We start from the raw sequence: 24737 nt of genomic DNA, 5'->3' as shown, positions 1-24737 counted from the left end.
CCGTGACTTCCTCCCCACCTTCCCTCTTTCCCATGCCTCCCCCGGCAGCCCGCGCCCGACGTTCCGGGCCTGAGGGATTCAGCCGCCGGGCATTGCTCGGCAGCGGAATGGCCCTCGGCCTCGGCGCCGTGCTGACCGCTTGCGGGGCCCAGCCCTCGGTCATTGCGGCACCGACCGGCAATCCACAAACCGGCGGGACCCTGCGCGTCGGGCTCTCCGGAGGTGGCGCCTCAGACACCCTGGACGCCCACATCCCGGTGAACACGACGGATATCGCCCGCGTGGTCAACCTCTACGAAGCACTGCTGTACCGGGATGAGAACTACGACCTGCAGCCGCTGCTGGCGCTGAGTGCGACGCCGGATGAAAAGGCGATGGTCTGGACCGTGAAACTGCGTCCAGGAGTCGTCTTCCATGATGGACGCCCGGTGCGGCCCGAAGACGTCGTCGCCACGTTCAAGCGCATCACCGATCCCGAGGATCCCAAATCCGGTGCCACGGCGCTGGTCGTCCTCGACGAGGTCGCGATCGTGGGCAAGGACACCGTTGAATTCCGGTTGAACTCCCCGTCGGCGACCTTCGACGACTCCTTGGGCCAATACTCGATGGGGATCGTCCCCGCGGATTACGACGCCGCGAAGCCGGTGGGAACCGGCCCCTTCAAGGTCAAGAGCTTCTCGCCCGGCCGGCAGTCGGTCTTCTCCCGCAACGACGGCTATTGGCGCGATCACGAGCCCTATCTGGACGAGTTGGCCATCCTGAACTTCGATGATGACGACGCGATGATCAATGCCCTGCTGTCCAGCCAGGTCGACGCGATCGGACAGATCCCGTTGGCACTGACCGAAGTCATCGGTTCGGACCCGCGTATCGGGATCCTGAACTCGGAGACCGGCATGTGGCTGCCGTTCACCATGCGGGTGGACCGCAAACCCTTCGACGACGTCCGGGTCCGGCAGGCCTTCAAGCTCGCCGTGGACCGGGAGCAGATGATCGAGCAGGTCCTCAGCGGCCACGGCACCATCGGCAACGACGTCTTCGCCCCCTTCGACCCCGGAACGACCGGGTTGACCCAGCGCACGCAGGATATCGCCAAGGCCAAGTCCCTGCTCGCCGAGGCGGGGTACCCCAACGGACTGGACGTGGAGCTCGTCACGGCCCCCATCCAATCCGGCGCCGTCGAGGCGGCCCAGGTCTTCGCCCAACAGGCGGCGGCCTCCGGGATCAGGGTCAAGATCCGCCGCACCGACACCACCACCTATTTCGGCGACGACTACCTCCAATGGGACTTCGCCCAGGACTTCTACTACACCCGCAACTTCCTGCCGCAGGTGGACAACTCCCTGCTGAAGGATTCCCCCTATAACGAAACCCACTGGGACAACGCCGATTTCGTCGACCTCGTCAACCAGGCCAAGGCCACCGTGGACGAAGACCAACGCAACCAGCAGATCGCCAAGGCCCAACGCCTGCTCTACGACGAAGGTGGATACATCATTTGGGGACACCCCAACCAGGCCGATGCCTTCCAGCACTATGTCGCCGGACTGGTACCCAATAAAACCGGGCTGGCCCTGTCCGGCTACGAATTCCGTCGTGTGTGGATGGGAGGCACGAAATGATCCTCAAACTCGTTTCCCGACGCCTGTTGGTCAGCGTGCTGATCCTGCTGGTCGTCTCCATCATGGTCTTCGTGGCCACCCTGCTGCTCCCCGGAGACCCGGCCCAAGCCGTGCTCGGCCAACAGGCGACCCCCGAACGGCTCGAGGCGCTGCGTGAGCAGATGAACCTCAACGACCCGGTGGTCATGCGCTACCTCTCCTGGCTCGGAGGACTGTTCACCGGCAACTTCGGCTACTCGGCGGCCACCGCCGGCCCGGTCTCCGCCCTGATCGGCGAGCGCATCACCGCCTCGCTGGTCCTGATGGGCATCGCCGCGGTCATCAGCATTCCGGTGGGCATCATCGTGGGCACCTACAGTGCCTTGCGTCGTGGCCGCTTCGCCGACCATGTCGCGACCACCACTTCGCTGGTCCTGGCCGCGATGCCCGAGTTCGTCATCGGCATCGTGATGATCACGCTCTTCTCCACCACGGTCTTCAAGATCCTTCCCTCCGTCACCCTGGCCCCGCCGGGTGAACCCGTCTGGAACTATCCGCTGCAGCTGGTGTTGCCGGCCCTGACCCTGGTCCTGGTCGTCACCCCCTACATCGTGCGGATGATGCGTGCCACGATGATCGAGGTGCTGGATTCCGGCTTCGTGGAAATGGCCCGACTCAAGGGCGTCCCGGAGCGCACGGTGATCCTGCGCCACGCAGTCCCCCATGCGCTGGGCCCCGTGGCCCAGGTGGTCGCCATCCAGTTGGCGTGGATGGCCGGCGGCGTGGTCGTCATCGAGTTCCTGTTCCGCTACCCGGGCATCGGCCAGGCCCTGGTCGACGCCGTGTCCAACCGTGACGTCCAAGTCGTCCAGGCGATTTCGATGCTCATCGCCGCCGCCTACATCGTGGTGAACCTGCTGGCCGACATCGTCGGCATAGCCACCAACCCGAAGCTCAGGACGGAGTCCGCCCGATGAGTACCAACAACACCCCCACCGACATGGCCGGATCGGCCATCGACGACGAAGTCTCCTCCGCCCCCGGGTTGTTCCGGCGCATGATGCGCCAGAAGCAGGCCAGGATCGGCGCCGTGCTGACCGGGATCGTGCTGCTGGTGGCCCTGGTGGGCCCGCTGCTGCTTCCCTGGGCCACCGGATTCACCAGCACCTCCTTCTCCGGTAGGCCGTTCCAACCGGACGGCATCTTCGGAACCGACAACCTCGGCCGCGACATCCTCAGCCGTTTCCTCGACGGTGGACTACGGCTGCTGGCCTACGCGGCCCTGGCCACCGCCCTGGGCATGGTGGTCGGTGTGGTGATCGGCATGGCCGCCGCCTACTCACGGCCCTGGCTCGACAACCTGATCATGCGCTCCAACGACGTCCTGCTGGCCTTGCCGCAGCTGGTCTTCGCCCTGTTGGCGATCACCGTCCTGGGCCCCAAGGGCTGGGTCCTGGTGACCGTCATCGGCATCACCCACGCCCCCCGGGTCGCCCGGGTGACCCGTTCGGCGACCGCCTCGGTGATCACCGAGGACTTCGTCCGCGCCTCGGAAATGTATGCCGTCCCGAAATGGAAGATCCTGCTCAAGGACGTGCTGCCGAACATCACCGGCCCCCTCATGGTGGAACTGGGCCTGCGCATGACGTACTCCATCGGTTTCGTCGCCGCCCTGTCCTTCCTGGGCCTGGGCATGCAACCACCGACCGCCGACTGGGGCCTGATGATCAACGAGAACCGCATTGCGTTGACCGTCCAACCCTGGGGCGTCATCCTGCCGGTGGTGGCCATCGCCATCCTGACCGTCGGGACCAACCTCCTCACCGATTCCCTGGCACGGGCCTCGGCCAACCTGAACGCGGGAGAATGAACATGGACACCGTGAAGAACGAAGCACCAACCGTCGCGGCACTGCGGGCCACCGACCTGCGGGTCGCCACGCTGGCCGGCAAGGAGATCCTGCACGGGATCGACTTCGAGTTGCACCCGGGACGGATCCTGGCGCTGGTCGGGGAATCCGGATCGGGGAAGACCACCGCGGGCCTGGCCTGCATGGGTCATTTCCGCCAGGGCCTGAAACTGACCGCCGGCTCCGTCCATCTGGGTAGCGAAGAGGCCTCGGGCAACCTGCTCGAGCTCAGCGCCCCGAAGGTCCGGGTCCTGCGGGGCGGATCCATCTCCTATGTCCCGCAGGACCCCGCGCTGTCGTTGAACCCCGCCATGCGGATCGGCGAGCAGGTCCTGGAGACGCTCCAGGTCCACGGCTTTGGTGCGAACGACCACGAGCGCGCCGCCCGGGTGGACGAGGTCCTCACCGAGGTCGGCCTGCAGAACGATGCAGCCTACCGCCGCCGCTACCCCCACCAGCTCTCCGGTGGACAGCAGCAGCGCGTGGGGATCGCCATGGCCTTCGCCTGCCGTCCCTCGGTGATGATCCTGGATGAACCGACCACCGGCCTGGACGTCACCACGCAGGCACTGGTCCTGGAAACCATCCACGAAATGGCCGAACGGCATCAGGTCGCGGGCCTGTACATCACCCATGATCTGGCCGTCGTCGCCACGGTCGCCGACGAGGTCCTGGTCATGCTGTCCGGCGACGTCGTCGAACGGGGCTCCATCCAGGACGTGTTGTTCTCGCCCCGGCACCGCTATACCCGCAAACTGCTCGCCGCGGTTCCCGACCTGGCCGGCAAACGCCGGGTGGGCGATGTGGAGGCGATCACCGGGGAACAACCCCTGCTGATCCCCGGGCCCCACGCCCCCGGGGAGCCGCGTATCAACACCATCCCCGAAGCCTCGGCAGCAGAGTCTTCCGCGGACGCAACGTCGTCGTCCACCGAGGTCCTCTCGGTCTCGGGGCTGGAGCTGTCCTACGGTCCGGCCCGGATCCTCGACGGAATCGACCTCACACTCGAGGCGGGCGAGTCGATGATGCTGCTGGGCGAATCAGGGTCGGGCAAGACCACGCTCTCGCGGTGCATCGCCGGACTGAACGACGACTACCACGGCACCGTTTCGCTCCGTGGCACCGCACTGGCCGAGGGGACCCGTGGGCGCACCGCCGAAGAGCGCCAAGCGATCCAGTACGTGTTCCAAAGCCCCTTCTCCTCACTGAATCCGCGGCGCAGCATCTGCGAATCGGTGGAGGTGCCCTTGGAGATGGCCGGGATATCCAGTCGGCGCAAACGCCGCACCCTGGTGCACGAGGCGCTGGACCAGGTCAAGCTGGGCTCCAGCTACCTGGACCGCCGGCCGGGCGAACTCAGCGGTGGCGAGCGCCAGCGTGCTGCCATCGCCCGCGCCCTGGTCAACGCGCCCTCGGTCCTGGTCTGCGACGAGATCACCTCCGCCCTGGACGTCTCCGTCCAGGCCTCCATCCTGGACCTGCTGCGCACCCTGCAGTTGGACACCGGGATGTCGATGCTCTTCGTCACCCACAACATCGCCTTGGCCCGGCATATCTCCCAACGGCTGGCCGTGTTGCAGCGCGGACTGATCGTGGATCTGGGCCCCACGGAAGAGGTGCTGAACAACCCGCAGCACGCCTACACCCGTCAGCTGCTCGACCATGTCCCCACGTTCTAAGGAAGCTCCCACCATGCCCACCGACACCTCGCCAGCGCCTTCACCAGCGGGCGGTTCGGCATCCCTCACCCTGCAATCCCATAACGATGCGGCTCTGCCCGCGGCGGACTTCGCCATGCTGCAGGAGACGTTCGCCAAACACCTCCAGGCCAGCGCCGGCGGGATGTCCTTCTGTGTCTACCGCGAAGGCGCCCCCGTGGCCCGTTTCCATGGGGGCACGACGGTGAAGGCCGGAATGGACCCGGCACCGGGACTGGCCGGCCCGGCCGTCTGGGACGAAAACACCCGTGCCGTGCTGTTCTCGGGAACCAAGGGCCTCGTGGCGACCGTAGCCGCGATCGTCGTCGGCCGCGGCCAACTCGACGTCCGCCGTCCGGTCGCCGACTACTGGCCGGAGTTCGCCGCAGCCGGCAAGGCCGACGTGCCGGTGTCGATGCTGCTGAACCACACGGTCGGGCTGGTCTATGTGGACCCCGAACCCGACGGGGAAAACACCAGGTACGACAACCGGCTCAACGCCTCCATCCTGGCCGCCCAGGCCCCGCTGTGGGAACCGGGGACGAAGGTCGCCTACCATGCGATCACCTATGGGTACCTGATGGCCGAGCTGCTGCTCCGGGCCACCGGCCAGGACATCGGCACCCTCATCCGCGAACTGCTTGCCGAGCCGTTGGGCCTGGACCTGCACCTGGGACTGCCCCCGGAACTCGACGGAAGGGTCGCGACCATCTTCCGGGCCGATGACTACGCGATCAGCACCTTCCTCAAGGATGCCGAACGACGCCGGATCGTGGACCGGATGTATGCGGGCTCGCTCACCGGGGAGAAGGACTGCTTCAATTCGGTGGAGATGCGCCGCGGGCAATTGGCTGCCGGCGGAGGGATCGCCACCGCCGAATCCATGGCCAGCCTCTACTCCCAGCTGGCCGCCCCGGGACAGACCCTGGTGGATCCCACGGCCCTGGCCGACGCCACCGGGACCTGGTCCGAAGGCGTCGACGCGGTCAACGACCGTCCGCTGCGCTTCGGCCTCGGCTACGAGCTCGCCGACCCGATCGGCACCTACGGCCCCGTGGCCCCGGCCTTCGGACATTCCGGTGCCGGCGGCGGACTCCACGGGGCCTGGCCGGGCAAGAACATCGGCTTCTCCTTCCTGATCAACGAGATGCTCTCCGAGGACCAGGACCGGCGCGTGAAGGACCTGCTGGCGGCGCTCGCCCGGATCGTCTAGTCCCGGGGCCGGGGTTTCGCCCGCCGGGGCCCCGGCGCTGCCGCTACTGTGTGGGTATGCAATCCCCCATCGAGAGCTACCTGCGACGGCTGCACACCGAATTGTCGAGCCTGCGCGACGGGACCCCCTACCAGGACATCCCCGCGACCTCCCATGGCAACCCCGACGACTTCGCGATCTGCCTGGCCACGGTCGACGGCTACGTCTACGAGGTCGGCGATGCCGATACCGAGTTCTCGATCCAATCGGTGTCCAAGCCGTTCACCTACGGCCTGGCCCTGGAGGACCTGGGCCCGGACGCGGTGGACGAGAAGATCGACGTCGAACCCTCCGGTGATGCCTTCAACGAGATCTCGCTCTCCGAGGGCACCGGCCGGCCGGCCAACGCGATGATCAACGCCGGGGCCATCGCCGCGACCTCGCTGATCAAGGGCTCGGGCGGACGCCAGGGCTTCGAGAGGATCCTGGCCACCTATTCGGATTTCGCCGGCCGGCCGTTGAAGGTCCGCGAATCGATCTACCGCTCGGAGATCCGCACCGGCCACCGCAACCGGGCCATGGCCAACCTGCTGCGCAGCTTCAACGTCATCGAACACGACCCGGAAAAGGCGCTGCGCAACTACTTCCGCCAATGCTCGGTGATGGTCAACGCCCGGGATCTGGCCCTCATGGCCGCCACCCTGGCCAACGGCGGCACGCAGCCACTCACCGGCAAGGAGGTCATGGGGATCGATTCGGTCCAGCGGGTGCTTTCGGTGATGATGACCTGCGGCATGTATGACGACGCCGGATCGTGGACCAGCGCCGTGGGCATGCCCGCCAAATCCGGGGTCGGCGGCGGCCTGCTGGCGGTCCTTCCCGGCCAGTTGGGCTTGGCGGTCTATTCCCCGCCGTTGAACGAGCACGGCTCCCCCGTGCGCGGGGTGGCCGCCTCCGAACGCATGGCCGCGGACATGGAACTGCATTTCGTCCGGGCGGCCCGCATGGGCCGCTCGGTCATCAGCGAACGCTACGACCTGACCGAGGCTCCCTCCGGGGTCCGCCACAACGACGACGCCGCGGCGGTGCTCGAAGAGCACGGGCACCGGGCGCAGATCCTCGAACTGAACGGGGACCTGCTCTTCGCCGGCGCCGAGTCGATGGTCCGGGCCATCAGTGCGCTGCCCGAAGAGGTGGAGCTGGTGATCCTGGACGTGCGCCGGATCGACGAGGTCGGGGATGTGGCCCTGACCATGCTCTCCGAGGTGCGCGACGGGCTGGTCGAGGAGAAACGCCGGCTGATCCTGATCGAAACCGAGGGGGTCATCGCCGATGCCATGACCGCCGGGCGCAACGACGTCCCCGTCTTCGGCACCCGCAACGACGCGGTGGAGTGGGCCGAGGAGTGGATCATTGCCCTGCACGGCGGCCCCGGGCTGGTCCCCGACGTCGTACGGCTGCCCGATTTCCCCGCCGTGGGGCCCCTGGAGCCGGAACAGATCACTGCCCTTGAAACGCATATGGAGGAACGCACCTACGACGACGGGCAGGTCATACGGCGGGTGGGACAGAAGTTCGGCGGCGTCTATTTCATTCTCTCGGGCAAGGTGGCCACCACCAGCACCCAACAGGGACACCGGTTCCGCCATGCGACACTGGGTGCCGGCATGACCTTCGGCGAGATCGCTCTGGGCGGGGACCGCGGCCAGTCCCTGCGCGTCACGGCCGAGGGGCGGGTCCAGCTCAAGGTACTGCCCGCCGAAGCCATCGCCCACCTCGAGGCCGATGATCCGTCGTTGGCCCTCTCCTTCTGGAAGGCGGTGGCCCGCGACGCCTACACCCGCGTGGAGCAGAGCTTCCGCGAGGCAGCCGTGCGCGAACGCGACCAGACCTTCCACGACGAAACGAACCGCTGAAGGGCCGACCCGACCCGCTGGCGTCGTTCCCCAGGACACATTATTTCTTAAATTGCATAGGTCTTTGATATAAATAACTTATGCAAAACATGACGCGGACCCCCGAGCCGGAGGAAATCTCCGACGTGGCCGGGCTGCTGGAGGAACTCTTCCGGCTCTCCCGGCGGCTGACCCCACCCGGGAACTACTCGTTGACCGTCTACTCGGCGTTGGCCTCGCTCAAACGCCATGGAGACGCCCGCCTGACGGCACTGGCCGCCCATGAGGGCGTCAGCCAGCCCTCGATGACCCAGGCCGTCGGCCGGCTCAAACGCGAAGGCCTGGTCCAGCAGGTCCCCGATCCCAGCGATGGTCGAGCCGTCCTGATTTCGATCACGGACACCGGCCTGGCAGCCCTGGCCGCCCGGAGCCAACGCCGCAGCGAAGGCGTCGCCGAGCTGCTGGCCGCACTGGATGCCACCGATCAGCATTCGATCATCGCCGCGACCGGGGCCCTGCGCCGGCTCATCGACGCAGCCCCCGACCAACGCCCCGACGGCAAATAAGCACAGCACCAACCCATCCCATATCCCTCGATTGGAGCACCGATGACCGGAGCACCAACGACCAGCCCTTCCCGGCCGGCCAGTCCCTTCAAACAACCCAAAGCCGTCTGGGTGCTGGCCTTCGCCTGCGTCGTCTCCTTCATGGGGATCGGCCTGGTGGACCCCATCCTCCCCGCCATTTCCGAACAGCTGGAGGCCTCGCCCAGCCAGGTGACGCTGCTGTTCACCAGCTACCTGCTGGTTACCGCCGTCGCGATGCTCTTCACCGGGTGGATCTCCAGCCACATCGGGGCCAAACGCACCCTGGTCTACGGCCTGACGATCATCGTCATCTTCGCCGCCCTGGCCGGCTTCTCCGGGTCCATCGACGGCATCGTGGGCTTCCGCGCCGGGTGGGGTGTCGGCAACGCGATGTTCATCGCCACCTCGTTGGCGGTCATCGTGGCCTCGGCCAGCGGCGGCTTCGTCGGGGCCATCGTGCTCTACGAGGCGGCCCTGGGCCTGGGCATGGCCGCCGGGCCGCTGGTTGGCGGCCTGCTGGGCTCCATCTCCTGGCGCGGCCCCTTCTTCGGGGTCGCCGGCCTGATGCTCATCGCCCTGATCGCCACCATCGTGCTGGTGGAGCCCACGCCCAAACCCGTGAAGAAGACCTCCATCCTGGATCCGCTGAAGGCCCTGCGCCACCGCGGTCTGCTGACCATGTCGCTGATGGCCCTGTTCTACAACTGGGCGTTCTTCACCGTGCTGGGCTACGCCCCCTTCCCGATGGGCCTGGACGCGATCCACCTGGGCTTCGTGTTCTTCGGCTGGGGTGTCCTGGTCGCCGGGTTCTCCGTCTTCGGGGCCCCCTGGCTGCAGCGCAAGCTCGGCATCGCCGGCACCTTGTACATGAACCTCTCGCTCTTCGCCGTGACGATCCTGATCATCGGCATCTGGGTGCACAACACCTCGGTGCTCATTCCGGCGGTCATCGCCACCGGCATCTTCATCGGCATCAACAACACGGTCACCACCCAGGCCGTCATGACCGTCTCACCGGTCGAACGCTCCGTCGCCTCGGCCGCCTACGGCTTCGTCCGCTTCATCGGCGGCGGCCTGGCCCCGCTGGCCGCCGGCAAGCTGGTGGAGCACTACAACATGCATGTGCCCTTCATCCTCGGCGCCGTGGCCCTGGTCATCGGCCTGGTCATCCTGATGTCGGGACATAAGCTCCTCCGCAAGGCCGAAGAAGCACAAGCCGCCGATACAGCGGCGGCAGGCTCCACCGGGGAACCGGGCACCGAAGCACCCGAAGACGCCCTGGCCATTGCCGACCGCCGGATCATCCCCGTCGAACATGCAGCCACCGCCGTCGTCCCCGAAGGGCTCCAGGGAGCCGTCGTGGCGGCCATCGGCTCCTCCGACTCCGCCGACCGGATCGTGGACAAGGCCCTGCGGGTCGCCGCCGCCGCGAAACTTCGGGTCGACGTGATCCACGTCCTGGAATCGGTCATCGCCAGTGATGCAGCAATCGACGGCGAGGACCTGGACACGGCGTCGGCAGCCGTGCGCGCCCAGTTGGATCGCCTCGCCGCCGCAGGCGTCGGCGCCGCCGGATACGTGTTGGGCACCGGGCCGGGCCGCCCCGAGGACCATGCCGGTGCCGGACGAGCGGTGGCCGAATATGCCAACCGCATCCAAGCCAGGTCCCTGGTCATCGGGGCCCCGACCCATGGCGGGCTCTCCGCGCTCATGGACGCCTCCGCCAGCCAGGAGATCTGGCGTACCGCCCACACGGATGTCACCATCGTGAACCCGGAGGCGGCGCAGCCCGTCGGGCCCTGACCGGGTCTTGCACGATTCCGTTGGCCCGTCCGGCACCTGGTGCCGGGCGGGCCTTCGCCGTCCCCTGCCGCCGCGGTGCCTGCGGCAGCCCTGGCGGACCGGCAGGCGGGGACAAGAACCTAGCCGGCCGTGGACTCCGCGTGCCTGCGACGGATCAGTGTCAGCCGCAGGACGGACAGGGCCACGGCCAGGGCCAGGCACGGCAGCATATAGGCAACGAGGTCCGCATCCGTGGCCAGCGAGACGGCGCCGAGGGCGATGGTCGCGACCATGAACACCCAGGCCAAGGGGGTGATGATCTTCAGCATGGCCCGCTCCTCCCCAGGATTCCATTGGTCCCTTCCCGGGCCCTGGGCGGGCTTGCTGCCCGGTGACCCGGCGGTTGTCCTGTCCGGCCACCGTAGGTTCCCCGCAACGCGGAGCACAAGAGGCACGTGCCTGGTTCCCGAAGCGTCGGTCGGCACTGTTAGATTCGAGCCCTGTCCGTTGGTAGGTCCGCGGCTGAGATGAGAAGGAGTGTGGATGTTCCTGCTGGATGCCGTGGAGGCCACCGAGCCGCCACCCTTGGTTTTCTCGGCTTCCGATCTGGTCACGGCCAGCGAATGCGAATACCAGAGTCTGTATAAACTCGACGTCAAACTGGGCCGCCGCGAGAAACCAGACTTCCCCGAGGACGCCTTGGCATCCCGCGCCGCGGACCTCGGTGATGTCCACGAACAACGGGTCCTGGAGCAGCTGGAACACACCCACGGTCCCTGGGACCAGGCCAGCGGCACGGGGGTCCGCCGGATCAACAAGGCCCCCACCATGGACCGGGCCACGCTTGAACGGCTGGCTGCCGACACCACCGAGGCCCTCACCCTCGGGGCCGACGTCGTTTTCCAGGCCACCTTCTTCGACGGCGAATTCCTCGGGTTCGCCGACTTCATCGTCCGCGGGGCCGACGGCCGCTACGCCGTCTGGGACTCGAAACTGGCCCGCCATGCCCGGGTCACCGCACTGCTGCAACTGGCCGCCTACGGGGACCAGCTCGAACGTCTGGGATTCGACCCCTCCCCGGTGGCGACCCTGGTGCTGGGCGACCTCGAACACAGCGACCATCCGATGCCCGATCTGCTGCCCGCCTACCGCGAGCTCCGGACGCGTTTTCGCCGGCTGACCGCCGAACACCGCGCCGCGGGGACCACCGTTGACTGGAACCGTCCCGGACTGCGGCGGTGCGGGACCTGTGATTACTGTGCCGAACAGGTCGCCGCCCACGATGACCTGCTGCTCATCGGCGGCATGACTGCGGCACGACGGCGGACCCTGATGGCCGAGGGCATCACCACCATGCATCAACTCGCCGAGCAGCCGGCCCCCGCCGGAGAGGACCCGGATTCGGGTCTGGGCCGTCTCCGCGAACAAGCCAGGGCCCAGACCGGGCTGATGGAATTCGACGGGTCCGCCAGCGTCGGGGAGCACACGGTCTCCTACCGTGTGCAGCCCACCCATGCCATCGGCGAGCTACCGGCCCCCAGCGACGGCGACATCTTCTTCGACTTCGAGGGCGACCCGCTCTGGCAGGACCCCGAAACCGGCACCTGGGGTATCGAGTATCTCTTCGGCGTCATCGAACACGACACCGGCACCCCCGTCTTCCGCCCGTTCTGGGCGCATTCCCGCGCCGGGGAGAAACGGGCGTTCCTGGACTTCCTGGACTATATCCAACAACGCCGTCAGCGGTGGCCCGACCTGCACGTCTACCACTACGCCCCCTACGAGAAGTCTGCGCTGCGCAACCTCTCGGTCCGGCACACCGCCGGGGAAGACACCGTGGATGCCTGGCTGCGCGAGTCCCTGCTGGTGGACCTGTATGACACCGTCCGCCATTCGGTGCGCATCTCGGAAAGCTCCTATTCGATCAAGAAGCTCGAACCGCTCTACATGGGCGCCGATGGCCCGCGGGACGGAGTCACCAACGCGGGGGCCTCGGTCGTGGCCTATGCGATCTACGCCGCCGACCGCGAGGCCGGGAACACCGAGGCCGCCGCATCGACCCTGGCCTCGATCTCCGCCTATAACGAATACGACTGCCTCTCCACGCTGCGCCTGCGTGATTGGCTGCTCTCACTGGCCGCCGACGAGCCGACCCCCGACCCGTCGCCCGGCACGGCCACCGGCGTCCTGCCCGGCACCGGGGCCCCGGCACCGGACGCGTATGAGCCCAGCGCCGAGGAACTGAGGCTGCAGTCCTATCTGGAGCTCGACGCCGATTTCTCATCCCTTCCGGACGCGGACCGCCCGGCGGCACGGGCCGACCACGCCGCAGTGGCCATGGTCGCCGCCGCCACCGGCTACCACCGGCGCGAGGACAAGCAGTTCTGGTGGGGCCACTTCGACCGGCTCGAATCCCCCACCGAGGACTGGGCCGAAACCCGGGGAGTCTTCCTCGTGGACTCCGCCGAAGTCCTCGAGGACTGGACCCGGCCACCGCGCGCCCGCACCGAACGCCGCGTCCTGGAACTGACCGGAACCGCCTCCGACGGAACCGATCTGCGCCCCGGCACCAACTGGTTCCGCATGTATGGTCCCCCCGTCCCCTCCGGCGCCGACGTCCCGGTCGATGCCGAGGGCCATCCGGTCCCCGCGGCGCGGGGCGGGATCTTCGACACCGCATTATTGTCGGTGGAGGTCAGCGGCCACGCCACGGTCCTCACGGTCGCCGAGAAATCCAGCGGGAGGATCCCCCCGTACCCGCAGACACCCATGGCACTGACCCCGGGGCGGCCCATCATGACCGTCAGCATCCGCGAATCGTTGGCGGAGCTGGCCCGCCAGGTCGGCTCCACCCTGGTGGTGCCCTCCCCCACCTCGGACCCGGGTGAGGCCCTGCCGGTGATCACCACCCCGCCGAAACTGCCCCACCACCCGGGGCTGGATATCCTGCGCCGGTCCACCCCGCGGCTGGCCAGTCTGGACGGCCTTCCCGCGGTCACCGTCGATGACGAAGGCCGGGGGGACCATATCGGGGCGATCACCGAGGCCGTCGCCGACCTGGATCGCTCCTATCTGGCCGTCCAGGGCCCTCCCGGGACCGGCAAGACCCATGTCGGCTCCCATGTCATTGCCGCCTTGCTGGACCGCGGCTGGAAGATCGGGGTGGTCGGCCAATCCCATGCGGTCGTGGAGAACATGCTCGGAGCGGCCATCAGCAAGGCGGGGGTCGATCCGGAGCGGGTGGCCAAGAAGCCCAAGGACCCCCTCGTCCCCTCCCCCTGGTCGGTGACCGATGACAAGAAGTTCGCCGCCCTCCTCGAGTCCGAGGGCGGGGCGCTGATCGGCGGGACGGCCTGGACGATGACCGGAAAACAGGTTCCCGCCGGCTGCCTGGACCTGCTGGTGATCGACGAAGCCGGGCAGTATTCACTGGCCAATACGCTCGCCGTCGCCCGGGCCGCGGACCGTTTGCTGCTGCTCGGTGATCCGCGGCAGCTGCCCCAGGTCACCCAGGGGACCCACCCCGAACCCGTCGACGATTCGGCACTGGGCTGGCTTTCCGAAGGGGCCGCCACCCTCCCGGGACGGTTGGGCTACTTCCTCCCGGATTCCTGGCGCATGCACCCGGCCCTGTGTGCGAAGGTCTCGGTCCTGAGCTATGCCGGGCGCCTGGCCTCGGCCCCGGCCGCCGCGCGGCGCCACCTCGAGGGGGTCGCCCCGGGAGTCGGCACCGTGCTGGTGGAGCACCACGGCAACGCGACCTCCAGCCTCGAGGAGGCCGCGGAGATCACCGCCCAGGTCGGCCGGCATCTGGGGCTGCGCTGGGACGACGGCGGACGCAGTCCGGTCCGCGGGTTGGGGCCCAGGGACATCCTGGTCGTCGCCGCCTACAACGCCCAGGTCAACGTGATCCGCGAGGCCCTCGATGCCGCCGGGTACGAGGACGTCCGGGTCGGCACCGTGGACAGGTTCCAGGGCCAGGAGGCCCCGGTGGTGCTGGTGTCCATGGCGGTCTCCGCCGCCGAGGAAACCCCACGCGGCATGGATTTCCTGCTCAACCGCAACCGGATCAACGTCGCCGTGTCGCGGGCACAATGGCGTACCGTCATCGTCCGTTCCCCCGAACTGACCAATTTCCTGCCCACCCGCCCCGAGGGGTTGGCCGAACTCGGGGCTTTCGTGGGGCTCTGCGGCTAAAGCAGCAAGGCTGGTGCCTCACCGTGCCAGCCGCCCCGATGCCGGGCAGGTCCTGCGGGCTCAGCCGTCGTGCTCGAACTCGCCCCGCATCGTGTTCAGCGTGCGACGGATGTTCTTGCGCTGGAACTCCGCGAAAAGCTGGCCGCCGGTGACGGCGCGGTCAAAGGCCCCGGCAAGCCAGTCCGGCCATTTAGACCTCCCATCGGTCCAGGTCTCGGTGACCCGGGTGCCCCCGTCAACGTCGTCGAGGTCGTAGGCCCAACTGGCGATCCTGCCGCGGAGCATCGGCCGACGGACACCGATCCTGCCCACGTCGAAGGCGAAACGTCGCCCCGGGTCCGACGCCGTGACGACGCACCGGGTGATCCACCGGGCCCGCCCCCGACGATTGGTCCCCTCGAAGATCTCTCCCACCTGCAGCGGGCGGCCCACGGCGGGGGTCGTGGCCCCGGTGTTTTCCGGGCTCCAGCGGGGCATCTGGGCGGGGTCGGCGAGCTGGGTCCAGATCGTCTCGGCGTCGACCTTGATGTCGACGCTGTCGCTGACCTGCATGGTGCGCTTCATTCGGGTCCTCCCGTTCGTTGGCCCGGCCGCTGAACATCAACCGTGTTCGGAGCGTACCTCCTCGCGTCGGCGCCGCGAATTGGACGAAACCGCGACCGGCCCCTGCTAGCGTGTGGCCATGAGTGCATTCCACGGTCTCGTTGCCTATCCCGTCACCCCCTTCGACGACTCCGGGGCGATCGATCATCCGGCCCTGCGCCGTCATCTATCCACGCTGGCGGTTTCGGGGGTCGATTCCATCGTCGTGCTGGGCTCCTCCGGTAGTTTCGCCTACCTCGACGCCGCCGAACGCGCCGCGGTGATCACCACCGCCGTCGAGACCGTCCGCGAGGTCAATCCAGCACTGCCGGTCCATGCAGGGGTCAGCGCCGTATCCACCGCCGAACTGATGCGCCACGTCGAGGCGGCCGTGGCGGCAGGAGTCGACGGGCTGCTGCTTTCCACCGTGTCCTATGTGCCCCTGAACGACGACGAGGTCGCCACCCAGTGCCGGCTGGTTGCCGCCGCCTCGGATCTGCCCATCTGCCTGTATTCCAACCCGGCGACCACCAACTTCTCCTTCTCCCTGGACCTCATCGCCGAGCTGGCCACCGAGCCGACGATCGTGGCGATCAAGGAAACGGCCGCCGATCTGGCGACCTTCATCGAACGCCACGAGGCCTTGGCCTCCCGCGTCCACCCCGGTTTCAGCCACGGCATGAGCGGGGACGCGTTGATCGCCGAGGCGGGCTTCGCCGCCGACGCCTGGCATTCCGGACCGGCTTCGGTGCTGCCGGCCCACTTCGGGGCGCTGCGGGCCGCCCTGGTCGACGGGGACATCGTCGAAGCGAACCGGCTGCAGGAGGAACTCACCCCGTTGATGCGCGAATTCAATGCGTTGCGCAAACTCAGCAACCTCCACGCCCTGGCCCGTGCGGCAGGCATCGATTCCGGGGAACCACGCCGCCCGCTGCTCCCCCTGCCCGGCAGCAGCCAGCGGGACCTGGCCCGGCTGCTCGGGGAGCTGTCCGAACCGCTGTAGCGATCCGGCACCGCCCCTGTGCACCAAGGGTTCGAACTCCCGGGTAACTCGTGCTAGACAAGGGGGCATGAAAATGCGCAATTTGGCGGGTTCCCCGGTGAACCCGCTGGGGCTGGGGTGCATGAACCTCAGCCACGGGTATTCGAACTTCCCAAGCTACGCCGACGGCGCCAGGCTCCTGCGTCACGCCCTCGATGCGGGGGTGGACCATTTCGACACGGCCACCCTGTACGGCAGGGGGTGCAACGAGGAACTCGTCGGCGCCGCCTTGGGAAAACGCCGTGACGACTACTTCCTGGCCAGCAAGTGCGGGTTGGAGATCATGGCTCCGGGAGAACGCGGACGCATCGACGGCCGACCCGAAACCATCAGGGCCCAAGCCGAGGCCTCGTTGGACCGGCTGGGCACCGATTTCATCGACCTCTACTACCTGCACCGCCTGGACCCGAACGTGCCGGTGGAGGAAAGCGTCGGCGCCCTGGCCGACCTCGTGGCCGAAGGGGCCATCGGGGCCATCGGCCTGTCGGAGGTCTCCACGGCCACCCTCTACCGGGCGGCAACCGAACATCCGATCGCCGCCGTGCAGAACGAATACTCGCTGGCCACCCGGAACTCCGAACTGGGCGTGCTGGATGCCTGCCGCGAGCTGGGTACCTCGTTCGTGGCCTTCAGCCCGCTCTCCCGGGGCTTCCTGGCCGGCACGCTACTCGATCCCTCCGAACTCCCGGAGCAGGACCTGCGCCACGTGTTGCCGCGTTTCACCGCCGAGAACTATCCGGCCAACCTTCAACTGCTCGATTCCTTCCGCCGGGTCGCCGAACGGCTGGGCCTCACCTGCTCCCAGCTGGCGCTGGCCTGGATCCTGGCCCAGGGCGATCACGTCCATGCCATCCCCGGCACCACCAGCACCGGGCACCTCGACGAGAATCTGGACGCCGGTTCCGTCGCCCTCGATGAGGCCACGGCCGCCGAGGTCGGGACGATCATCAACTCACAGACCATGCACGGCGCCCGGTACAACCCCGGTCAACAGCGGACCATCGACACCGAGGAGTTCACCGCCGCGCAGGCCTGAGCCGACCTATTCCTCGTCCTTCGGGGCGTGCCGGCTCCGGGCCGGGTCGATGACCTCCTCCACGTCGAAGAACTTCTCCAGGACGTGGTGCTTGCCCTTCAGCGCCGCGTTCATGCTCAACCCGTCCACGTTGATGCGGGCCTGGCGCACATAGTCGTCGGTGAGCTGCATCCAGGCGGGGGTCGAGGCGTCGATGCCGAAGTAGAAATCGAAGCCCGCCTTCTTGAACAGCTCGTATTTCGCCCCGGAATACGCGGCGATGCCCGACATGTCGGCGCCGAACGGGAAGATCAGCAGGTCGGTGTCCCCCAGGATGGGGCTGACTTCCTGGTCCCATTTCCTCGTGTCGGCCTTCAGCCGCGCCATCGTCGAATTCGTGACGTTGGAGTGGCCCCAGGTATGGGAGGCGAAGACCCAGCCCTCGTCCTTCAGGGCCCCGGCGACCTTCTTCGCCTTCCTGGTCTGTGCCTTCACGTCGACCTCCGGGTCATCCCCGTATTCGATCTCGCTGGTGCGGTAGCCCAGCACCCCGTTGTAGCCGGTCAGTCCGAGGATGCCCTTGCTGCCGTGGTAGGAGAAATCGGGGTGCTCACGGACGAATGCGTCCACGACCGTGGGCAGGTCGTAGTCCCCATGGACCGTCGTTCCGGAGGGGGCCTGGTAGGTGTTGGTGATGTTCCCGTCGTCGTCCAGGGTCAGATTCGTGGCGAAGCCGTCGCCGTCCATGTATTCGTAATAGCTGACGTCGTCCTCGGAGAGGACCAACGGCTTCTTGCCCTGCGGCAACTTAATCGGCCGGTATTCCATCTCCCCGTCGGCGTTTTCGCGGGCGATGTCGTGCGGGTTGACCAGCACATAGCCCTTGTCGTAGACGGAGGCGAGGATGGCCTTGAATTCCTTGACCGTGACCATGTAGTCGGCATATCCCTGCGCACTGGGTCCGGGGGCGAAGGCCCGCTTCGGGTCAACGATCAGCGAGTGGAAGAACAGGTGGGAGATCTTCGAGTTGTCCTCCCAGGTCACCGCCTTCTTCTGCTGCGCGGTGATCTTGTCGATGAGATCGGACACGTCCCCGCCCTCGAGATCCTCGAGCTGTTCCAGGGCGGTGGAGTAGTCGTAGTGCGCCGCCGCCGTCCTGGCCTCATCGATCGCGGCCTCGCGCTGGTCCGCTGCCGAGGGCCCCTCGGATCCGCCGTCTGGTGCCAGGCCCGGCCCGGAGGCCCAGGCGCCCCCTCCGGGAGGCCCTTCCTGGCCACCGGATTCCGCGGCGCAGCCCGACAGGCCCAGGGAAACGGCCAGGGCGGAGGACAGAAGCAGGGCACCGGTGGAGCGTGTTCTCCTGGCGGAGGACATTATTGCTACCTCTTTCAGCACGTCGAGCGGACGAAGGCCGGCGGGGGTGCGATCAAACATCCGCTGTCTTCCACGCTAGCCCCGACCTTTGATCCGGACGCACGCGACACGTCGGTTGTGGCCTAGAATGACCATCCGGCCCTCGACGGTGCGAACGCCGTTCGTCGCGCTGCCGCGGCTTCCTTTTCGACCATCACCCGTCCATCGTCGTCCCCCACCGTGTGGGGCGGAAAGTAGCAGATGCCTTCAATCGAACCCGCCGTTGCGACGTGGGCCGACCAGCAGGAATTCAGGTCCTCCCCCGCCTGGAAGCTGCTCTCGGCGACGCCGTGGACGGTCGCGTTCCTGCGGGCCGAGTTCACCCAGGCCCGTCCCCGCGTGGGGTTGGAGGCGTTCCATGCCTCGTTGCAGGCCTTCCTACGGCATCTCCGCTCCGCCGGGACACCGCTCAACGACGCCTGGCAGGCCCAGCAGTACGCCGATTCCTGGGTGCGGGCCGGATATCTGGCGCGGCCGCTGATCGATGGCTCCTTCGTCTACGAGCCGACCGCCCATACCGCCCGGGTGCTGACCTTCCTCGAAGGCTTCTCCGGCTCGGGGACCAATTTGAACTCCTCGCGCTTGAACACCCTGCTGACCAGCATCGAGTCCCTGGCCCATGAAACCGATCCCGACCCCGAGGCGCGGATCCGCCAGCTCGAAGCCGAGATCGCCGAACGCACCGAACGGGTCCGGGCCCTGCGTTCCGGGGCCGCCCCGGCCGTGTTGCCGGCCGACGGGGCCATGGCCGCGGCACGCAGCATCCTGGATCTGGCGGCGAACCTGCCGGCCGACTTCAAGCGCATGCGCGACGGTGTACGGCATATGCTCCACCAGGTCAGACGGGAGATCATGGAAGGCTCGGTGGCCAAGGGCGTGGCCGTCGGCCGGGTCTTGGAAGGTGATAGGCAACTGCGCAGCACCGCCGAAGGCGAGACGTTCCGGGGGTTCACCGAGTTCCTCAACGATCCGACCCGGCAACACCGCTTCCGCCAGGCCATCAACGAAGTACTCGAACGTGATTTCGTCGATGGCCTCAACGCCCAGGAACGCCATACCCTGGCCACCTTGCTGCGTGAGCTGCGCCGCCAGGCCGCCGAAGTGCATTCGAGCTATGGCAAGCTCTCGGAATCCCTGCACGCCTTCGTCCAGTCCGACGAATTCCGCGATTCGGTCCTGCTGCGCCGGACGGTGCGTAGCGCCGAACTGGCGGTCGCCGGTTCCGAGGCACTCGGCCCCCGGACCCCGGTCACTGCGGTGAAGCTGTACGCCCCGGCCTTCTCGACCCTGTCGGGCCTGGGGATCTTCGACCCCCAGGAGCATGTGGCCCCACCGAAGCTCGCCGAACCGCCGGCGATGAGCAGCGCCGACATCCGACGCACCCCCAGCACCCCGAAGGCCGATGCCGACCGGCTCGACACGGCCATCGCCACCGCGGTGGACTCCGCCGCGGGCCCCCTCACCCTCGGTTCCGTGTTCGCCGGGCTCGAGACCAGGGACCACCATGTGAACACCATCCGCTACCTCATCGAGGCCGCCCGCACCGCCGGACGGGACGTGGACACCACCAGATTCGAGTCGATCACCTTCAGCCAGGTCGACGGCTCCGAACGCACCGCCTACCTGCCCGTGATCACCTTCGCGAAGGACACCGAATGAGCCACCCGGACCCCGAATCCCCCGCCCTCGCCCCCCACGGTGCCTCCGGGGACGACGACCAGACCCCGGACACCGCGACCCCCTCGGGCCGCCGGGCCGAGGGAGAGCTCTTCGACGGGGACACCGGCAGATTCGAGTTGGCGCTGCGCCAGGCGCTGATCCGCTTGCTGCGCGGCCCCTACCTGGACGGGAGCGCCGATGCGCGGCTGTGGCAACTGGTGCTGGACCGACGCCGGGAAATCTCCGCCTTCGTCGCCGAGCTGTTCCTGAAGCTGCAGATCGATCCCGAACGGAAGATCGCCCTGCTCGTACCGGTGCCGACCCAGACCGTCCACACCACCGCGATCGTGCCCCGCAAGCCGCTGCGCCGCGAGGAGACCCTGTTGGCGCTGCGGTTGCGGCTGCTGCTGGACCGTCATGCCGGCACCGGAACCGATCCGGTGATCTCCCGCGCCGGGGCCCGGGAGCTCCTCGAGGAGCATCGCCATCCCGGGGCCCTGGACGATAAGCGGCTCGAGGAGCTCACCGATTCCTCCTTGGCCCGGCTGGCTGCCCTGAAACTGATCCTGCCCACCGAACTCGACCACGAATACCGGGTCTCCGGGGCCCTGGCGCTGGCCCTGCCCTTCGATTCGATCGATGAGATCCCCGCCTATCTGCAGTCCCTGGACCGGGCCGCCGACGAGGGGATGGAGCCGACGCTGGAACTGGATTCCGACGTCGTCCCCGATGACCCGGAGGACGACTCCGGGAAGCCCGACGACGACGCCGAAGATGACCCCGTGACCACCACCAACCCCGAAGGGGCGGCCCAGTGACCATCTCCCAGACCCTGCCCTTCGGTGAGGCGATCAACCCCGGACAGCAGCGCCTGTGCTCGATCCAGGTCATCAACTGGGGCACCTTCCACGGCCGGCACGAACTGTATGTGGACCGCGACGGCACCTTGCTCACCGGCCGCCCCGGCGTCGGCAAGTCCACCCTGTTCGACGGAATCGGCCATATCTTCCATGCGGCCCCTCGACTGAACGAATCCGCCCATGAGGCCTCCACCCGCAAGGACCGGCGCACCACCTACTCCTATATGCGTGGACGTCGCTTCACAACCGAAACCGGCACCCTGTATCAACGTCCCGGCGCCACCTGGAGCGCCGTGGCCCTGACCTTCGAGGACGGGTTGGGGACCCGGACCTGCATCGCCGTCCTGTTCGACCTTCCGGCCCAGGGCCTGGAGGGCCAGGTCGGCAAGCACTATGTCATCGGGGACGGCACCCTGGATACCGCGGCGTTGGAAGAGCACGGCTCCCGCAGGTTCTCGCCGTCCTCCCTGATGAAGGTGCTCCCCGGGTTCGAGGCCTTCGATGTCCACCGCACCTTCGCCGAACGGTTCCGCCGGCGCCTGGGTATCGACAACGACAAGGCGTTCTCGCTGCTGCGCACCCTGCAGAACGGCAAAGGCCTGGACCGCGGGGTCAACCAGTTCTTCCGCTATGAGGTCCTGGAGGTCCCCTCGACCTTGAAGGCCGCTGCCGGCGCGGTGGAGGACTTCTCCCATCTGCGGGGGATCCACCGCCAACTCGAGGAGGCCCGCGCCCAACGAGATGCCCTGGAGCTGGTGCCCGAACAGCATCGACGCCACCAGGAACTCACCGAATCCCTGCGCCACCTCCAGGGCCTGGGGCGGCATCAATTGCCGCTGCTGCGCGAACATCTGGCCGCCGAACTGCTGGGCACCCGCTCCGCCGCCATCGCCGCCGAACTGAAGGCCAACCGCACCGCCATTTCCGAGGTCTCCGAATCCCGGACCGTGCTGGCCGAACGGGTGCGTTCACTGACCGAACAACACGACTCCCATGGAGGCCAGGCGGTCCAGGCGCTTGAACGTGAACTCGAGGCGGCCCGCTCACGGTTGGCCGAGCGCCAAGGGATCGCCTCCACCCTGAAGGCCCGCATGCACGACGCCGGGGTGGCGCTGACGTTCTCGGCTTCCGGTCTGCAGGCGGCCCGTCGCCAGGCGGCGGTGACCGCCGAAACCCTGCAGGGGGTGGCCAAGGATGCGACCACCATGGAACACGAGGCGATCGCCGCGTCCATGGAGGCGCGCGAGAAGGCGCAGAAGCTGCGCCAGGACATCGATTCCTACGCCCGCAGGGGCTCGAACATCGACGGCCTCTCGGCGGCGGCCCGCCGCCGGATCTGCTCCGAAACCGGGATCGCGGCCGAGGACCTCCCCTTCGCCGGGGAGCTCATGGACATGGCCCCCGGGGCCGGCCCCTGGCGCGCCGCGGCGGAGAAGGCCTTGCGCTCACTGGCCACCACCCTGTTGGTCGGCGGCGAGGACATCGAACGGGTGACGGCGGCGGCGGATCGGTTGGAAGGCTATGGCAGGTTGCGGTGGATCGACCTCTCGGCCCACGTCCCCGGCGGCCGCGACGGGGACCCGGTGGCCACCGCCGCCGACCAGGCCCTGGTGACGAAGCTGGAGTTCAAGCTATCCGAGGCCGGCCAGTGGTTGCAACGCAAGATCGCCGCCGACCACGATTTCATCTGCGTGGCCACCGATGCCGACCTGCACGCCGAACGACGGGCGATCTCCCGGGCCGGGACGATCAAATCCGGCCGCGGTTCCTTCGAACGCGATACCCGGCCCGTGGCGGCCTCGGACTACCTGTTGGGCTTCACTAACGAGGAGAAGATCTCCGAACTGACCGTCCAGGTCGACCAGTTGGACGCCGACCGGGCCCAAGCCGAGGAGCTGGCCGCCGAACGCAGCCGTTCCAAGGATTCCCTGGCCCGCAAACTCTCCCTGCTGCGCGAGCTGGTCGCTGACGAACGTCCCTTCTCCGCGCTGGATTCCTCGGTCCAGGGCGCCGCCGTCGAGGAGCTGGAGACCCGGATCGCCGAGGCCATGGATTCCAGCACCGACCTGGCCGGGCTGCGCACCGCCCTGGAGACGGCCCGCACCGAACTGGAATCCGCCGTCGGACGGCTGGCGGTACTGCGCAACCAGACCGCGACGCTCGAGTCCCGGGCGGCGACCGCGAGCACCCAGCTCGAGGCGGCCCGTGCCTCCAGCGCCGCGGCCGCCCCGGAGGCGCAGGCCCGTGAAGAGCTGGGCGCCGAGCCGCTGCTGGCCGAGGCAATGCACCGGTTGGAGGCCGGCGAGGACTTCGACCTCGCCGAACTGGATGCGGCGGTGTCGGCGACCTCACTGGATCTGGGCGAACGCACCACGGAGGTGCGTGAACTCGTCTTCTCCACCGAGGCCACGCTCACCGAGACGTTCCGCCAATTTGCCCGCGACTTCGGCATGACCACCTCTGCTTCCTTCGGCACCGGCATCGAAAGCGCCCCGCACTATGTGGCACTGCACCGGGCGATCGTCCAGGAGGGGCTGCCGCAACGCCAGGAGGAGTTCCGCGAATACTTCTCCAACCGTTCCTACGAACGCTTCTCGGATCTGCTGCAGCTGTTGGAGGAGGAACGCCGCGGGATCGGTGAACGCATCCTGCCGTTGAACCAGATCCTGGCCGATGTCCCCTTCGAGCATGGCTCGTACCTGCGTCTGGAAGTCACCACGGTCGTCCCGGAAGAGGCCCGCGATTTCCGCACCGCGCTCAAGGAGGCGCTCGGCAACGCCTACGGCTCCCGCGGGGTGGAGGAATTGAGTGCGAACTACAAGGCGTTGGAGCAGCTGGTGGACGCCCTGGACGATCCGGCACGGCAAGCCTGGCGGGATACCGTTCTGGACGTGCGCCAACATGTGCGGATCAGCTGCAACGAGCATAAGCCCGGCGGTGAGATCGAAAACGGGTTGGAACCGGGCACGCTCTCCGGCGGTGAGGGCCAACGCTTCACCTCGTTCATCATGGGCGCCGCCTTGGCCTACCAGTTGGGCTTCGCCCTGCAGGGCTTCACGACCTACGGGACCGTGATGATCGACGAGGCGTTCATCCAGGCCAACGCGGAGTACGCCGCCGCCGGCATCAACGCGCTGCAGGAGTTCGGCTTCCAGTTGTTGCTGGCCGCCCCGGAGGACAAGATCGATCTGGCCCTGCATCTGGGTTCGGTCTCGGACATCATCAAGCATCCCGCCTCGAACGTCTCGGGTTTCGTCGAGACCGGCCGCTCCCCCGCCCTGGCCACGGACATCATCCTGCGCTGAG

17 protein-coding genes are annotated in these 24737 nt (G+C 67.7%); 14 read left to right on the top strand and 3 right to left on the bottom strand.

What is annotated here, in order from left to right; genetic code table 11:
- Positions 1–2: 2 nt before the first annotated feature.
- The 8 genes from ACT3S6_RS11295 to ACT3S6_RS11260 all read left to right on the top strand — a co-directional run bounded on the left by ACT3S6_RS11295 (position 3) and on the right by ACT3S6_RS11260 (position 10684).
- On the top strand, positions 3–1622 hold the full coding sequence (locus ACT3S6_RS11295) for an ABC transporter substrate-binding protein (protein WP_444555049.1): 1620 nt from the start codon (positions 3–5) through the stop codon (positions 1620–1622).
- Positions 1619–2578 carry an ABC transporter permease gene (locus ACT3S6_RS11290; protein WP_444555048.1) on the top strand — a complete coding sequence of 320 codons (960 nt, stop codon included), beginning with the start codon at positions 1619–1621 and terminating at the stop codon, positions 2576–2578. Before ACT3S6_RS11295 ends, ACT3S6_RS11290 begins: the two co-directional genes overlap by 4 nt.
- Entirely contained in the window at positions 2575–3471 is an 897-nt protein-coding gene (locus ACT3S6_RS11285; protein WP_444555047.1) for an ABC transporter permease, read from the top strand. The genes ACT3S6_RS11290 and ACT3S6_RS11285 overlap by 4 nt, the downstream gene beginning before the upstream one ends.
- Positions 3472–3473: 2 nt before the next feature.
- Positions 3474–5189 carry an ABC transporter ATP-binding protein gene (locus ACT3S6_RS11280; protein WP_444555046.1) on the top strand — a complete coding sequence of 572 codons (1716 nt, stop codon included), beginning with the start codon at positions 3474–3476 and terminating at the stop codon, positions 5187–5189.
- 13 nt (positions 5190–5202) lie between these two features.
- Positions 5203–6420, top strand: a complete 1218-nt coding sequence (locus tag ACT3S6_RS11275; RefSeq protein ID WP_444555045.1) for a serine hydrolase domain-containing protein — start codon at positions 5203–5205, stop codon at positions 6418–6420.
- A 56-nt stretch (positions 6421–6476) separates the two neighbouring features.
- Positions 6477–8315 carry a glutaminase A gene (gene glsA, locus ACT3S6_RS11270; RefSeq protein ID WP_444555044.1) on the top strand — a complete coding sequence of 613 codons (1839 nt, stop codon included), beginning with the start codon at positions 6477–6479 and terminating at the stop codon, positions 8313–8315.
- 89 nt (positions 8316–8404) lie between these two features.
- Positions 8405–8860, top strand: coding sequence for a MarR family winged helix-turn-helix transcriptional regulator (locus ACT3S6_RS11265; RefSeq protein WP_444555043.1), 456 nt, complete (start codon positions 8405–8407; stop codon positions 8858–8860).
- Positions 8861–8902: 42 nt separating this feature from the next.
- A complete protein-coding gene (locus ACT3S6_RS11260; protein ID WP_444555042.1) occupies positions 8903–10684 on the top strand; it encodes an MFS transporter in 1782 nt (593 codons plus the stop codon).
- A 119-nt stretch (positions 10685–10803) separates the two neighbouring features.
- On the opposite strand, the gene ACT3S6_RS11255 is transcribed toward ACT3S6_RS11260, so the two are convergent.
- Positions 10804–10992: a hypothetical protein gene (locus tag ACT3S6_RS11255; protein ID WP_444555041.1), complete on the bottom strand. Its 189-nt coding sequence runs from the start codon at positions 10990–10992 to the stop codon at positions 10804–10806.
- 214 nt (positions 10993–11206) lie between these two features.
- Here ACT3S6_RS11255 and ACT3S6_RS11250 point away from each other — a divergent pair, with 214 nt between their 5' ends.
- A complete protein-coding gene (locus ACT3S6_RS11250) occupies positions 11207–14860 on the top strand; it encodes a TM0106 family RecB-like putative nuclease (RefSeq protein WP_444555040.1) in 3654 nt (1217 codons plus the stop codon).
- A gap of 60 nt (positions 14861–14920) precedes the next feature.
- On the opposite strand, the gene ACT3S6_RS11245 is transcribed toward ACT3S6_RS11250, so the two are convergent.
- Positions 14921–15424 carry an SRPBCC family protein gene (locus ACT3S6_RS11245; protein ID WP_444555039.1) on the bottom strand — a complete coding sequence of 168 codons (504 nt, stop codon included), beginning with the start codon at positions 15422–15424 and terminating at the stop codon, positions 14921–14923.
- 118 nt (positions 15425–15542) lie between these two features.
- Here ACT3S6_RS11245 and ACT3S6_RS11240 point away from each other — a divergent pair, with 118 nt between their 5' ends.
- Entirely contained in the window at positions 15543–16445 is a 903-nt protein-coding gene (locus ACT3S6_RS11240; RefSeq protein ID WP_444555038.1) for a dihydrodipicolinate synthase family protein, read from the top strand.
- A gap of 67 nt (positions 16446–16512) precedes the next feature.
- A complete protein-coding gene (locus tag ACT3S6_RS11235; RefSeq protein WP_444555037.1) occupies positions 16513–17520 on the top strand; it encodes an aldo/keto reductase in 1008 nt (335 codons plus the stop codon).
- Positions 17521–17526: 6 nt separating this feature from the next.
- Here ACT3S6_RS11235 and ACT3S6_RS11230 read toward each other — a convergent pair whose 3' ends face one another.
- Positions 17527–18873: a polysaccharide deacetylase family protein gene (locus tag ACT3S6_RS11230; RefSeq protein WP_444555036.1), complete on the bottom strand. Its 1347-nt coding sequence runs from the start codon at positions 18871–18873 to the stop codon at positions 17527–17529.
- A gap of 240 nt (positions 18874–19113) precedes the next feature.
- On the opposite strand from ACT3S6_RS11230, the gene ACT3S6_RS11225 reads away from it, so the two are divergent.
- The 3 genes from ACT3S6_RS11225 to ACT3S6_RS11215 are packed head-to-tail and all read left to right on the top strand — an operon-like array spanning position 19114 to position 24736.
- Positions 19114–20571, top strand: a complete 1458-nt coding sequence (locus tag ACT3S6_RS11225; protein WP_444555035.1) for a DUF3375 domain-containing protein — start codon at positions 19114–19116, stop codon at positions 20569–20571.
- On the top strand, positions 20568–21389 hold the full coding sequence (locus ACT3S6_RS11220; protein WP_444555034.1) for a DUF4194 domain-containing protein: 822 nt from the start codon (positions 20568–20570) through the stop codon (positions 21387–21389). Before ACT3S6_RS11225 ends, ACT3S6_RS11220 begins: the two co-directional genes overlap by 4 nt.
- Positions 21386–24736 carry an ATP-binding protein gene (locus ACT3S6_RS11215; protein ID WP_444555033.1) on the top strand — a complete coding sequence of 1117 codons (3351 nt, stop codon included), beginning with the start codon at positions 21386–21388 and terminating at the stop codon, positions 24734–24736. The genes ACT3S6_RS11220 and ACT3S6_RS11215 overlap by 4 nt, the downstream gene beginning before the upstream one ends.
- Position 24737 lies beyond the last annotated feature (1 nt).

Origin of the sequence: Arthrobacter sp. AOP36-C1-22 (genome assembly GCF_052377515.1) — a bacterium.
Taxonomy (GTDB): Bacteria; Actinomycetota; Actinomycetes; order Actinomycetales; family Micrococcaceae; genus Arthrobacter_H.
Note: the sequence above shows the minus strand (reverse complement) of the source record. Positions and strands in the feature narration are given on the sequence as shown.